Origin of the sequence: Saccharopolyspora erythraea NRRL 2338 (assembly GCF_000062885.1) — a bacterium.
GTDB lineage: Bacteria > Actinomycetota > Actinomycetes > Mycobacteriales > Pseudonocardiaceae > Saccharopolyspora_D > Saccharopolyspora_D erythraea.
This window is the reverse complement of the sequence record NC_009142.1, coordinates 1,229,323-1,242,511: the sequence shown is the minus strand read 5'-3', so window position 1 is coordinate 1,242,511 and position 13,189 is coordinate 1,229,323. Positions and strand designations below refer to the sequence as shown.

The window sequence follows — 13,189 nt, the reverse complement described above, 5'->3', positions numbered from 1 at the left end:
ATCCACCCAAAAGCGACCCGCAAGGCCAGGGTGAGCGGCCCGAAAACTCACGCGCCCCCGCGCTGAAAGTGACCCGCCAGCATTAGCCGCTACCCCGAAACCCCGCGCCCCCGCACTCGAAGTGATCCGCCGGCTACGACCGCCGCTACCCCGCCCCCCGCGTTCAAAGCCCCCGCGAAGCCAAGGCCAAGCGCCCCCCGCCAAACCCTCAGTCCGCCACCCGAGTCGTGCTCGGCACCTCAGGGCCTTCGTCGAGGTGGCCGGCCTCCGCCGCCGCGCTCTCCTGGGCCGACGCCTTCGCCTCGAACCTCGTCTCGGGGGCGCGCAGCCACACCAGCAGCGCGAGCACGCTGGTCAGGCCGGTGACGGCGAAGGCCATCTGGTACGACACCGCGTCCGCGATGACGCCCGCGATCAGGGATCGCTCCCACGTCCGCGGCCATCTGGAACGTCGCCAGCACCGGTCCGCCCTTGCCCTTCGCGCCGACCACGTCGGCAACGGCCGCGTTCTGGGCGGGGTTGAGCAGTCCGGCTCCGACGCCGGCGATCAGCGAGCAGGCCAGCAGCCACGGCACCGAGTCGCTGAACCCGAGCGCCGCGCTGCCCAGCGCCGAGATCGTCAGCCCGCCGAACACCATGGGTTTGCGTCCGCGCTGGTCGGAGATGCGTCCCGAGATCATCAGCACGGCCGCGTTGCCCACGGCGAACACCGACAGGGCGACGCCTGCCATGGCCTGCGTCGACCGCAGTGCCTCGACGACGAACAGCGGCACGAGCGCGACCCGCACGCCGTACACGGCCCAGCCGTTGCTGAAGTTCGACAGCAGGGACGCCTGGTAGGCGCGGTGGTGCAAGGCCTGGCGGACCGTGAGGGGCGGGACCGTGTTGTCCCGGTCGGGTGCCGCGAGGGTGGACTTGCGCAGCATGAGCCATCCGACCATCGCCGCGATGAAGAGCGTCGCGCCGTAGGTCAGGAACGGCAGCCGCAGGGAGAAGCCGACCATGAAACCGCCGATGATCGGCCCGGAGATGTTGCCGAGCAGGAAGCTCGTCGCCCACAGGCCCGACGCCCGTCCGCGCAGGTGCGGCGGCGCCAGGCGCACCAGCAGCGCCACGACCGAGACCGTGAACATCGTCGATCCGGTCCCGCCGAGGGCGCGGAAGACCAGCAGTTGCCAGTAGGACTCGGCGAACGCGCACGCGGAGGTGCTCGCCGCCACGATGAGGATGCCCCAGACGTAGAGGGGGCGTTCCCCGAACCGCGACACCAGCTTGCCGCTGACCGGCGCGAAGGCCAGCCGCATGAACGCGAACGCGCTGATGACGAACGAGGCAGCCGTGACGCCCACGTCGAAGCTGGCGGCGAAGGCGGGCAGCGCGGGCGCCACGATGCCCATACCGATCGCGACGATGAAGCTTCCTACGACGAGGATCCAGATTTCCCGGGGTAGCGCTGTGGTACCGGTGCCTTCCACTTGCCTCGAATCCGTCGCAGCCGAACTGCTGGACACCCCGGGACCCCCTTGTCTTCTTAGCCGAACTAAGCGAAGCAGACCGCAGCGGATCGGTCAATCCGGATACGGACACCACTCCCCGCCCGATCCGGTGCGCGCCGACCAAGTGGAACAGACCAAAGGCGCACGGCGCATCGCGAGTTCCCTCACGCCAGCGTCACCGGCACGGGCTTCACGCCCCACCCCGGGCCGCTTACCTCGAAAGATCCCCACCTCGAGCCGAAACCGCTGCGCCGCCCAGCCCGCCGCCACATCGACAAAGCCCCGGAACCGCGGCCCCGCTGCAATAACAGCCACGGGTACTACCCCGCCCTGATGGCGCAGCCAGGCTCACGTCACCCCAGCAACTCGTCCACCCGGCGTGCGTAGGCCGTGACGCCGTAGGCGGGCTCGAACCCGCAGGACTCGGCGAAGCGCTCCGACGGCCTGCTCTCGTCGCCGTGGGCGGCGACGAGCCGCGCGCCGCGCTCGCGGAGCTCGCTCACCGCGGCGCAGACCAGCCCGCGCCCGATTCCCCTGCGTCTGCGGCCGGGCCGCACGATGACCTGCTCGACCAGTCCGACGCCGCGCTCGGTGAAGCCCTGCACGAAGCCCGCGACGCGGTCCGCCCCGGCGTCCGGGTCGTCGACTACGTGGAGCACGCAGCGGGCGTCGTCGACGCGGTGCCCGAGGTTGCGGACCAGCCGGGTCTCGGCCGTCGTGGACAGGCCCGCGTCGTCGGCCACCAGTTCGGCGATGCCCGGCAGGTCCGCGTCGACCGCGGGCCGCGTCGAGACGTAGGAGACCTGCTCGGAGCGGTGCAGCAGCGCCAGGCTCTCGTCGACCGCCCGCCAGCCCGCGTCGTCGGCGATGCCCTCGATCTCCGCGACCGTCGTCGGGGAGGCGTAGACGAGCGCTTCGGGACGCCCGGCCTCGGCGAAGACGTCCTCCAGCAGGAGCAGCGTGCTCGCCACCTCCGCCAGCGTCCCCCAGAGCGCGCAGGCGTGGTTGGCGGTCGGCAGCGGGTTGTCCTGGTTGAGCACCAGCGACGCCGCACCGACCCGGGTGCGCATCCCGTAGCGGATCGCCGCCGAGGACATCCGCGCGTTCTCGACGAGGCCCGCGAGCATGCGGGCCTGCCTGGGTTCCAGCAGGTCTTCGTCGTCGGGGTCGTGCAGCGGGTCCACGCCCCCATTGTCGAGCCCGTCCCACCGACCGGCCCAACCGCATCCGCCATGGCCCGAACTCGACCCCTCTCCCCCTCCGCTGCGGCAGGATGCGGTGATGACCACGGCGTCGCAGCTCGCCGACGAGCTGCTGGAGATCATCTTCGACCGGGACCCGGTGCGAGCGACCCTCGCCGGAAACCGGGACCGCGACGAGTCGCTGCCCGTCCTCGACCCAGCCGCCGAAAGCGCGCTGCGTTCCCGGCTCGCCGCCGTCCGCGACCGCGCGACCGCGCAGTCGCCCGCACCGGCCCAGGGACCCACCCACGCCGAGCCGGCCGCTCGGCCCACCCACACCCGCGACCACGCCCCCGTCCAGCAGCCCGGCTCGCCCGCCGACACCCCCTTGACCGACCGGATGACGATCTCCGTCGTCGCGCAGCAGGCCGAAGCGCTGATCGCCGAGATCGACGCGAAAGCACCCGAGTACGCGATCAACGGCTCGCTGTTCGCGCCCGTCGCCGGGTTGCTGTTCCACCTGAGCCAGGTGCCGAACGCCGACACCGCGCAAGCCCGGGCGTTCCTGCGCCGCCTCGACGGGGTTCCCGCGTTCACCGAGTCCGCAGCCCACCGGCACCGCATCGGCTTGGAGTCCGGCCGGCTCCCGGTGCGTCGCCTGGTCACCGAAGCCGTCGAGCACCTCGACCGCCACCTCGCCGCACCAGCATCGGACCCGCTGCTCGCGCCGGAAATGCACGGCGCCGAGCTGGAAGCCGAACGCACCCGCCTGCTGGAGGCCAGGGTCCGCCCCGCCCTGCGGCGCTACCGGGACGTGCTCGCCACCGAGATCGCCCCGCACGCCCGGCCCGACGACAAGCCCGGCCTGTGCTGGCTACCGGGCGGCCGGGAGATCTACCGCCGCCTGGTCCGCATCCACACCACCACCGACCGGACGCCGCTCGAACTCCACGAAACCGGCGTCGCGATGCTCACCGAGCTGAAGCGCGAGTACGCCGAGTTCGGCGGGCGCGCGCTGGGTGTCTCCGACCCGGCCGAGATCGTGCGCCTGCTGCGCCGCGATCCGCCGCGTCGCTGGCGCGACGGCGCCGAACTGCTCCAGGCCGCCCGGGACGCGATCGCGAGGGCGGAGTCGGCGGCCCCCGGGTGGTTCGGACGCCTGCCCGCGAAGCGCTGCGAGGTCAAGGCGGTGCACGAGTCCAGCGGTTCGTCGACGCCGCCCGCCTTCTACGTGCCGCCGTCGCTGGACGGTTCGCGGGCGGGCACCTACTTCGCCGCGACCGACCGCGCCGAGCAGCGCAGCCGCCACACCGCGGAGGTCATCGCCTTCCACGAAGGCGTTCCGGGCCACCACATGCAGCTCAGCCTGGCGCAGGAGCTCGGGGACCTGCCCGTGCTGCGCAGGTTGCTGGAAACTCCGGCCTACGTCGAGGGATGGGCGCTCTACACCGAGCGCCTGGCCGACGAGATGGGCCTGTACTCCGACGACCTGCAACGTCTGGGCATGGTCAGCGAGGACGCGCTGCGCGCCGCGCGGCTGGTCGTCGACACCGGGCTGCACGAGTTCGGCTGGTCCCGCCGGCAGGCGGTCGACCACATGCTGGAGCACACCACGCTCACCCCGCTGGAAGTCGAGGGCGAGGTCGACCGCTACATCGTGCTGCCCGGGCAGCCGCTGTCCTACATGACCGGACGGCTGGAGATCGAGCGGATCAGGGACGAGACCCGGCGCCGGCTCGGCGATCGCTTCGACATCCGGGCGTTCCACGACGCGGTCCTCGGCCACGGAGCGCTACCGCTGTCCACCCTGGACTGGGCGGTGCGGGAGTCGTTGTAGTTCTCGTTGCGGCATCCGGGTGAAACCCAGGTGGCCCATGCGACATCCAGGTGATACATCGCCGAGCTGCTCGAAAACGCCGTGGAACTCTCTAATGTCGGTGTCGAGGGGTGCGCTTGGGTCGAGCCGGGGAGGCGCCATGACCGTTCAGCTCCCGAATCCGGTCATGGGCACCGACCGGGCAGCGGCCTTCCGCGCGGTCGTGGGGGCACCATGACCGGGACCTTCAACCACCGCGACGAACGCCTGCGCCGGCAGGCGCAGCAGGAACTCCAGGCACGCCCGCCGCTTCCGACCTGGCAGCGGCGCGTGGTCGAGCGGTTCGCCGTGGAGCGCGGCACCGGCTGGTACACGCTGCTCAACCAGTTCGCCCCGGACACCCCGCCGAACAGGCCCGACGTGGTGCTCTCCGGCCCCCAGGGCGTGCTCGCCGTGCTGCTCCGGGAGGAGGAACCGGCGTGGGAGGACTCCCGCGCCGCGTTCGTCTGGACCGCCGAGCTGCTGGCCGGTGTGCCCACGCCGCACGGGATGCTGACCGAAGCGGCACTGCGGACGGTCGTTGTCGTCCCGGCGCGCACGGGCCGTGCGCGCAGCGGTCACAGCGGCGAGCACCTGCTGATCGCCGAGAACGAGCTGGACCGCGTCCTCGTCGGCGGCGAACGCGTCCTCGAAGCCACCGACGCGCTCTCGGTGGCCCGCCACCTCGGCAACAGCACGTTCGACCTGACGCCGATCGGCTGGAACGCCCAGCACATCCCGGCGCAGCGCGGGGCGGGTGAGACCGGGGTCTCCGGCCGCTCCTCCGGTCTGTTCGAGGTGGACCAGCTGCGCGAGGAGCGCTTCGAGCGCGCCGTGCGCGGTCCGTTCCAGGACTGGCGGATCTTCCTCGACGACAGCCAGCTCGGTCTGGTCCGCAGGCAGTACTCCGGACCGGCGCGCATCACGGGCCCGGCGGGCACCGGCAAGACCGTTCTCGCGCTGCACCGCCTGGCATACCTCGCCCGGCGCAGCACCGGCGAGCTCCTCTACACCACGCACCTGCGGAACCTGCCGCGGATCGCCGAGAAGCAGTTCCGCTCGCTGGCCGGGCAGGTCCGCGACCGCGTCCGGTTCCAGCACCTGCACGGCTGGGCCAGGGAGTTCCTCGTCGAGCGCGGGCGCGACGCCGAGGTCGACGAGCAGCAGATCGAAGAGGCCTTCCGCGCGGTGTGGGAGCGCACCGGGGCCGGTGGTCCGCTGGCCACCGCCCGGCCCTCGCGCGCGTACTGGAAGGACGAGATCGACCGCGTGATCAAAGGTCGCGGCCTCGGCACGCTGGAGGCGTACCGGCACGCACCGCGCCGGGGTCGCGGCGGCAACCTGACGCCGGGTTTCCGGGCGCACGTCTGGGAGTTCTACTGCGAGTACGAGCGCGAACTGTCCGAACGCGGTGTCTACGACCACAACGACGTGCTGATGCGCGCCCTGGACGAGCTGGGGCGCAAGCCGCTGGAGCGGCGCTTCACCGCGGCGGTGGTGGACGAGGTCCAGGACCTCACGCTCATCGGTTTGCGGCTGGTGCACGCCATCAGCGGTGACGCCCCGAACCAGTTGCTGCTGGTCGGCGACGGGCAGCAGCAGGTCTACGCGGGCGGCTGGCGGCTGTCGGAGGCCGGGATATCGCTGAGCGGGCGCGGCGAGGTGCTGCGCCGCAACTACCGCAACCGCACCACGATCGTCGACGAGGCGTGCGAGTTCGACGCGGTGAACCGCTTCGACGACCTCGACGGCGGACCGGCCGTCACGATGCGCTCCGCGCTGCCGGTGCTCGGCGGCGGACGCGCCGTGCACTGGCGCGGAGCCGACCAGGAGGAGGCGCTGGTCGCCGCGCTGCGGGCGCTCGACGACCCTTCGGACGCGGCGGTGCTGACCCGCACGAACAACGCCGCCGCGCGCTGGGAGGAAGTGTTGCGGCAGGCCGGTTTCCAGGTGAGTCCGCTGGACCGCTGGGAAGGCGCGCCGTCGGCCGCGGTGCACGTGGGCACGGTCCACCGGGCCAAGGGCACCGAGTTCCGCTCCGTCTTCCTGCCCGACGAGCCCCGGCCGGTGACCAGCTACCGCGAGGAGGCCGAAGCCGGACAGCGGCAGGCGCTCGTGGCGGTGACCCGCGCCCGCGACTACGTCTGGATCGGCAAGGTCGAGACCCGCTGAGCCGCGGAGCCTCCACCAGGTGTTCAGCGGGCGCCGCCCGCTGAACCGCGAGCGCTCTCGCACAGCGCTCCGCGAAGCAATAGCGCCGTTGGCGCACACTGCCCTATATTCAGTCAAGAATATTGACTATCACACTTCGTGACGAAAGCAGGTCGCCATGTCCGCGTCGCTCCGTGCCTCGCTCAACGCCAGGCCGCAGGAAGTCGAACTGGACACCGCCGAAACCGCGGTGCTGGTGATCGACATGCAGAACGACTTCGCGGCCGAAGGCGGGCTGGGCGACCTCGTCGGCAACGACATCGCGCCGGCGCGAGCGACGATCGGCCCGATCGCCCGGGTCTGCACCACCGCGCGGGCGGCCGGCATCCCCGTCGTCCACCTGCAGCACGGCTACCTGCCCGACCTGTCCGACCTCGGTCCCGCGCGCTCGAAGAACCGCATCGCCCACGACGCCGTCGAGGTCGGCCGGCGGATCCGGACGCCGGACGGCGGGGAGGGCCGCCTTCTCGTGCACGGCACGTGGAACACCGAGATCCTGCCCGAACTCGCGCCCGAGCCCACCGATGTCGTGGTGCGCAAGAACCGCTACAGCGGCTTCTACGGAACCGAACTGGACGCCGTGCTCCGCCGGCTCGGCGTCGCCAACCTGGTCGTCACCGGCTGCACGACCAGCGTGTGCGTGGAGTCGACCGTCCGCGACGCGATGTTCCGCGACTACGTGCCGGTCGTGCTCGAGGACTGCACCAGCGAGCCGATGAGCCGCGCCAACCACGACGCGTCGCTCGCCGTCATCGAGCGCAACCTCGGCTGGGTCGCCGACTCCGAGGGGTTCCTGCGGGCTATCGAGACCGCTGCCGCTCGGTGATCGCGCGCAGGTCGTCCTTGAACCGCGCGTAGCGCTGCGGCGGCAGCGCCCGCGCGTGCCGCCGCTCGATCGCGGCGATGACGGCGTCGGCCTCGCGCTGCTCGGCCCTTCCGCGCTCGGTCGGCACCACGAGCTTGGCCCTGCGGTCGGCCGGGTCCGGCCTGCGCTCGACGTAGCCGAGCGCTTCCAGGTCGTCGACGATGGTGCCGATGATCTGCTTGTGCTGCCCGGAAAGCCGGGCCAGCTCGCTGGCCCGCAAACCGGACTCGTCGAGGTAGGCCAGCACGGCGCCGTGGCGCGGCGTCAGGTCGTCGTAGCCGCGCTCGGCCAGCGCGTCGAACAGCTCGCGCTGGAGCGCGAACAGCAACCGGGCGCTCAGCGCGACCAGGTCCGGGTCCGAGGTCATCCGGTCGGCCCGCCGGTCGTTGCGTGACACCACTCGTCTCCCACCGCCTAGCCTGCGGGCAGTCTAGCCCGCCCCACCCCGACGCCCACGAGCGCGCGCAGGATGGACCACTGTGGACGGTCGTCGGACGCGCACCCGGTAGGGCGATTCCCCGGCGGCGGGACAGGCGTTGCAATAGGCTCTGCGACGGCATTTCGCCGGACTGGGAGGAAACGTGGCTACCTGGCAGGACCTGATCGCCTTCGTGCGGACCGAGTACCGCGTCATCGAGGACGGCGACGACGAGCTGAGGATCCTCATCGAGTACGAGGACGGCCGCAGCCAGGTCATCATCCTCGCCCACGAGGTCCTCGACAGCAGCGAGGACTGGGTGCAGGTGGCATCGGTGTGCGGACGGGTCGCCGACGTCGACCTCAAGCGCCTGCTGGAGGAGATCGGCCAGACCTCGGTGGTGTGCGGCGCGGCGATCATGGGCGACCACGTCGTGCTGCGGCACGCCCTGCCGCTGGAGAACCTGGACATCAACGAGTTCACCGACCCCCTCACCTTCGTGGCCGACACCGCCGACCAACTGGAGGAGATGTTCTTCGGCGGCGACGGCTACTGACGCCTCCGCCGACCAGCCCCACCGGCCGACACCGCGGGCTCCCGGCGCGGCATCCACGCCGAGATCACCGCCGCACCCAGTCGGCCACGCACTGCCGGCGCCGGGCGCTCATACCGACTGAGCCCTGTCTCCGCCGCAGCGGAGCCAGCAAGGCGACCAGCCGGCCCCGCAAGACCCAGGGACGGGGCTTGGGGGGCGAAGGCCACCGAAGGTGACCAAGAGATGGGGCTGGTCCAGAACCAGGCCGGCAACGCCCCCAAAGCCGAGAAGCCGACGAACGCCCCCACCGCACCGTAGGGGCCTACGGGCACTCGGCCCCCGTACAAAACAAGAAGCCTGAAAGGCACCCGCCAGCGCGCCGAACAGGCCCCAAAGGGCGAAGGCCACCGAAGGCGGCCAAGAGATGGGGCTGGTCCAGAACCAGGCCGGCAACGCCCCCAAAGCCGAGAAGCCGACGAACGCCCCCACCGCACCGTAGGGGCCTACGGGCACTCGGCCCCCGTACAAAACAAGAAGCCTGAAAGGCACCCGCCAGCGCGCCGAACAGGCCCCAAAGGGCGAAGGCCACCGAAGGCGGCCAAGAGATGGGGCTGGTCCAGAACCAGGCCGGCAACGCCCCCAAAGCCGAGAAGCCGACGAACGCCCCCACCGCACCGTAGGGGCCTACGGGCACTCGGCCCCCGTACAAAAAACAAGGAGCCTGGAAGGCGCCCGCCAGGGCGCCGAACAGGCTCCAAGTGGAGGTGCCGGGAATCGAACCCGGGTCCTCCGCCGCTTCACCAAGACTTCTCCGTGCGCAGTTCGCTGTGCCTCTGCTTGGCTCCACCGGTCTCACGAACCAGCCGGTGTGACGAGCCCAGCCGCTGTTTGGTGTCCCGCCAGGTTCCGCGGCCGAACCTGGCGGTAAGAGCCTCCTAGATGATGCCGGATTCCGGGACGGAGGCGTTCCCGGTCCGACAGAGTCGCTCCTCGCTCAGGCGGCGAGGGCGAACTCGCGCTGACTCTTGTCGGCGCTTATTTGGTTGCGGCGACGCTTTCGGTGGTCTTCCGCCTGCACCGGCACGCTTCCCTTGGATCAACGTACGGAGTCGAAACCGTTCACCCCCCTGTCGAGTGGCTGCTGCCGTGTGGCCCGTCCTTCGAACCACTGAACAACAGGATAACGCCCGCCGACCGGACGATCATTCCCATATCCCCGAACCGATCAGGACAGCACTCCCAGCAGGCGTCCCGGCGTGTCGTGGAGCACAGCACGCAGGAACGACGCGCCCAGCCGGTCGTCGGCCGCCGCCCATCCCGCGATGGCCGCCAGTTGCTCGGCGTAGGGGTACGGGATGTTCGGGAAGTCCGTGCCCAGGACCACCCGGTCCCCCAGGTCGGCCAGCCGCGCGGGCCAGTCGGGCGGCAGCGGCGACATCTTCTCGCTGAAGGTGACGCCCACCATCGTGGTGTCCAGATGCACCCTCGGGTACTTCTCGACCATCCTCAACGCTTCGTCGTACTCGGGCATTCCCGCGTGCGCGAGCACCGCCACCAGGCGCGGGTGGCGGGCCAGCACCTCGGCGAAGACCTCCAGCCCGGTGTGGTCGCCGCGCAGCGGCCCGTGACCGCAGTGCACCACCGCCGGGATGCCGGCCTCTGCCAGCAGGCCCCACGCCGGATCCAGCAGCGGGTCCCTGGGATCGAACCCGCCGACCTGGACGTGCACCTTGACGCACCGCGCACCGGCCTCGACGGCGGCCGCGAGGGAGTCGTGCGCGCCCGGTTCCGGGAACATCGTGGCCGTGGGCACCGCCCCCGGCGTGCGGCGGCCGAAGTCCAGCGCCCAGTCGTTGAGCCAGGCCGCCATGCCCGGCTTGTGCGGGTAGACCAGGGGCGCGAACGTCGTCACCCCGAGGTCGCGCAGCATCCGCAGCCGGGTCGGTTCCGGATGGCGGTAGTGGATCGGCCACTCGACGCCGTAGTGGGTGTGCGCCTGGTCGAAGTAGGCCCAGACCTTGCGCAGCACCCGGTCCGGCAGGAAATGGGTGTGCAGGTCGATCAGCCCGGGGATGCCGAGCCCGGCCAGCCACGCCGGCACGTCACCGTCGGTCGCCGGCCCCGCCGACCCGGTCACCGAACCCGACCCGACCGCAGAGCCCGCGGACTCCGTCTCCAGGTCCGCCCCGGCTCCCGAGTCCGACTCGGCCGCCGAGCCCACGGACCCGACCACCAGGTCCGCCCCGGCCGCCGGACCCGCGCCGTCCCCCGAACCCGACCCGACGGCAGAGCCCGCCGTCTCCAGGTCCGCACCGGCCCCTGGACCCGACCCGGACGCGGGCCGCGCGACCCCGCCCATCGGCTCCGGAGCTACCACTTGCCCTTGCGGGCGCGGCCCATGGCCCGCTCGATCTCGCGCTGGGCGTCCTTCTTGGCCAGGTCCTGGCGCTTGTCGTGCGCCTTCTTGCCCTTGGCCAGGGCCAGCTCGACCTTGGCCTTGCCGTCGGAGAAGTACAGCGACAGCGGGATCAGGCTCAGACCGCTCTCCTGGATCTTTCCGATCAGCCGGATGATCTCGCCCTTGTGCAGCAGCAGCTTGCGCGAGCGCCGGGGCTCGTGGTTGGTCCAGGTGCCCTCGGTGTACTCGGGGATGTGGACGTTGCGCAGCCACACCTCGCCGCGGTCGACGGTGGCGAACCCGTCGACCAGCGACGCCTTGCCCTGCCGCAGGCTCTTCACCTCGGTCCCGGTGAGCACGATCCCGGTCTCGTAGGTGTCCAGCACCGACCAGTCATGCCGCGCCCTGCGGTTCTGCGCGATCAGCTTGCGGCCCTGTTCCTTCGCCATGAGGGCAACTTTACAAGCGGACGTAGAGGCGCAGCGTCACATATCCGGTGATCGCGGAGATGCCGGCCGCCACCAGCAGCAGGATCGGCGAGACCCACGCGATGTCGGCGTAGCCGATCTCGGGGATGATGCCGGTGCCGAACACCGGCGCCATCACCTTGTCGATGAAGGTCGCCTTCGAGATCAGCAGGCCGATGATCGCCAGGGTCGCACCGATGAGACCCGAGACCACCGCCTCCAGGAGGAACGGCAGCTGGGTGTACCAGCGGGTCGCGCCGACCAGGCGCATGATGCCGGTCTCGGTCCGTCTGGTGAACGCCGAGAGCTGGATCGTGTTGGAGATCAGCAACAACGCCGCCAGGGCCTGCACCAGCGCGATCGAGAAGGTCGCGTTGCGCACGCCGTTGAGCACCTCGAACAGCCGGTTCAGGTAGTCGGCCTGGTCGACGACGCTGTCCACGCCGGGCTTGCCGGAGAGCTGCTGCTCGATCACCGGGAACCGGTCGGGGTCCTCCAGCTGGACGCGCAGCGACGCGGGCATGGCCTCCTTGCGGGCCACCTCGCGCAGCTCCGGCTGGGACTCGAAGACCTTGTTGAAGTTGGCGAACGCCTCTTCGCGGTTCTCGTAGCGCACGGTCTCGACGCCGGAGGCCTGGGTGAGCTGGGACTTGATGCCCGCGCACGGCTGCTCGGAGCACTCGGGGTCGTTGGCGCTGACGTCGTCGGTCATGAAGACGACGACCTCGACCCGGTCCTGGTAGGTCTCCTGCATCTTGTCGATCAGCCGGACGACCAGCAGACCACCGCCGAGCAGGCCGACCGAGATGGCCGTCGTCAGGATCATCGCGATGGTCATCGTCACGTTTCGGCGAAGGCCGTTGACGACCTCGCTGAATACGAAGCTCGCGCGCATTGTGTCAGCTTTCCTGGCTTGAGTCGGGGGACGTGGTTGCCGGGGAGACCGCCGCTAGCGGCCGACGCCGTAGACGCCGCGGGCGTCGTCGCGCACGACCCTGCCCAGGCTCAGCTCCACGACGCGGCGGCGCATCGAGTCGACGATGCCGTGGTCGTGGGTGGCCATCACGACGGTGGTGCCGGTCCGGTTGATCCGCTCAAGCAGCAGCATGATGTCCTGGCTGGTGTCGGGGTCCAGGTTCCCGGTCGGCTCGTCGCAGAGCAGCACCAGCGGCCGGTTTACGAAGGCCCTGGCGATCGCGACGCGCTGCTGCTCACCGCCGGAGAGCTCGTGCGGCATGCGGTCGGCCTTGCCTTCCAGGCCCACCAGCTGGAGCACCTCCGGCACCACCTTGCGGATGGTGTGGCGGGGCTTGCCGATCACTTCGAGGGCGAAGGCGACGTTCTCGGCGACCGTCTTGTTGTTGAGCAGCCGGAAGTCCTGGAACACGCAGCCGATGCGCTGCCGCAGGCGGGGCACCCGCCGTCGGGGCAGCTTGGCGACGTTCCAGTCCGCGACCCACACCCGTCCACGGGTGGGCACGTCCTCGCGCAGGAGGAGCCGCAGGGCCGTCGACTTGCCCGACCCCGAGGGGCCGATGAGGAACACGAACTCGCCCTTGTCGATAGCGACCGAGACGTCCTCGAGGGCGGGTCGCGTCGACGTCTTGTACGCCTTTGACACGTGTTCGAGCCGGATCACGGGGCGTGAGTTTACCCGCGACCGTTCGAGGGACCTCGCTCACCCACTTCAGCGGCGCGACCCTCGCCTACCAGGCGTTTTGGAACGACCACCACTCGGTGTGACCCCAGTCGCGCCGCAAGCC

The 13,189-nt window shown here is 70.9% G+C and carries 11 protein-coding genes and 1 other RNA gene; 4 read left to right on the top strand and 8 right to left on the bottom strand.

Annotated features, from left to right (window positions below; genetic code table 11):
• Positions 1-239: 239 nt before the first annotated feature.
• Both SACE_RS05460 and SACE_RS05455 read right to left on the bottom strand, forming a co-directional pair.
• Positions 240-1,397: an MFS transporter gene (locus SACE_RS05460; RefSeq protein ID WP_009946551.1), complete on the bottom strand. Its 1,158-nt coding sequence runs from the start codon at positions 1,395-1,397 to the stop codon at positions 240-242.
• Between the two features lie 452 nt (positions 1,398-1,849).
• A complete protein-coding gene (locus SACE_RS05455) occupies positions 1,850-2,680 on the bottom strand; it encodes a GNAT family N-acetyltransferase (RefSeq protein WP_009946552.1) in 831 nt (276 codons plus the stop codon).
• Between the two features lie 97 nt (positions 2,681-2,777).
• On the opposite strand from SACE_RS05455, the gene SACE_RS05450 reads away from it, so the two are divergent.
• The 3 genes from SACE_RS05450 (at position 2,778) to SACE_RS05440 (ending at position 7,569) form a co-directional block, all read left to right on the top strand.
• On the top strand, positions 2,778-4,514 hold the full coding sequence (locus SACE_RS05450) for a DUF885 domain-containing protein (RefSeq protein WP_009946553.1): 1,737 nt from the start codon (positions 2,778-2,780) through the stop codon (positions 4,512-4,514).
• Between the two features lie 213 nt (positions 4,515-4,727).
• The gene (locus SACE_RS05445) at positions 4,728-6,704 is read left to right on the top strand and encodes a UvrD-helicase domain-containing protein (protein WP_009946554.1); all 1,977 of its coding nucleotides are present in this window, start codon (positions 4,728-4,730) and stop codon (positions 6,702-6,704) included.
• Between the two features lie 157 nt (positions 6,705-6,861).
• A complete protein-coding gene (locus SACE_RS05440) occupies positions 6,862-7,569 on the top strand; it encodes a cysteine hydrolase family protein (RefSeq protein WP_009946556.1) in 708 nt (235 codons plus the stop codon).
• Here SACE_RS05440 and SACE_RS05435 read toward each other — a convergent pair.
• Entirely contained in the window at positions 7,544-8,005 is a 462-nt protein-coding gene (locus SACE_RS05435) for a MarR family winged helix-turn-helix transcriptional regulator (RefSeq protein ID WP_009946557.1), read from the bottom strand. The genes SACE_RS05440 and SACE_RS05435 overlap by 26 nt on opposite strands.
• A 184-nt stretch (positions 8,006-8,189) precedes the next feature.
• On the opposite strand from SACE_RS05435, the gene SACE_RS05430 reads away from it, so the two are divergent.
• Entirely contained in the window at positions 8,190-8,582 is a 393-nt protein-coding gene (locus SACE_RS05430; RefSeq protein WP_009946558.1) for a type III secretion system chaperone family protein, read from the top strand.
• A gap of 735 nt (positions 8,583-9,317) precedes the next feature.
• Here SACE_RS05430 and ssrA read toward each other — a convergent pair.
• From ssrA to ftsE, 5 genes are all read right to left on the bottom strand, one after another.
• Positions 9,318-9,688, bottom strand: a transfer-messenger RNA (tmRNA) gene (gene ssrA, locus SACE_RS35915).
• A 98-nt stretch (positions 9,689-9,786) separates the two neighbouring features.
• On the bottom strand, positions 9,787-10,698 hold the full coding sequence (locus tag SACE_RS05425) for an amidohydrolase family protein (RefSeq protein ID WP_029621592.1): 912 nt from the start codon (positions 10,696-10,698) through the stop codon (positions 9,787-9,789).
• A gap of 233 nt (positions 10,699-10,931) precedes the next feature.
• Positions 10,932-11,408: an SsrA-binding protein SmpB gene (gene smpB / locus SACE_RS05420; RefSeq protein WP_009946561.1), complete on the bottom strand. Its 477-nt coding sequence runs from the start codon at positions 11,406-11,408 to the stop codon at positions 10,932-10,934.
• 10 nt (positions 11,409-11,418) lie between these two features.
• A complete protein-coding gene (gene ftsX, locus SACE_RS05415) occupies positions 11,419-12,321 on the bottom strand; it encodes a permease-like cell division protein FtsX (protein WP_009946562.1) in 903 nt (300 codons plus the stop codon).
• Positions 12,322-12,375: 54 nt separating this feature from the next.
• Positions 12,376-13,065: a cell division ATP-binding protein FtsE gene (ftsE, locus tag SACE_RS05410; protein ID WP_009946563.1), complete on the bottom strand. Its 690-nt coding sequence runs from the start codon at positions 13,063-13,065 to the stop codon at positions 12,376-12,378.
• Positions 13,066-13,189: the final 124 nt, after the last annotated feature.

Bases quoted from the DNA above. Each gene is read 5' to 3' on its own strand.
- SACE_RS05460 (WP_009946551.1), bottom strand. From the start codon at position 1,397: ATGGGCATCGTGGCGCCCGCGCTGCCCGCCTTCGCCGCCAGCTTCGAC.
- SACE_RS05450 (WP_009946553.1), top strand. From the start codon at position 2,778: ATGACCACGGCGTCGCAGCTCGCCGACGAGCTGCTGGAGATCATCTTC.
- SACE_RS05445 (WP_009946554.1), top strand. From the start codon at position 4,728: ATGACCGGGACCTTCAACCACCGCGACGAACGCCTGCGCCGGCAGGCG.
- SACE_RS05440 (WP_009946556.1), top strand. From the start codon at position 6,862: ATGTCCGCGTCGCTCCGTGCCTCGCTCAACGCCAGGCCGCAGGAAGTC.
- smpB (WP_009946561.1), bottom strand. From the start codon at position 11,408: ATGGCGAAGGAACAGGGCCGCAAGCTGATCGCGCAGAACCGCAGGGCG.
- ftsX (WP_009946562.1), bottom strand. From the start codon at position 12,321: ATGCGCGCGAGCTTCGTATTCAGCGAGGTCGTCAACGGCCTTCGCCGA.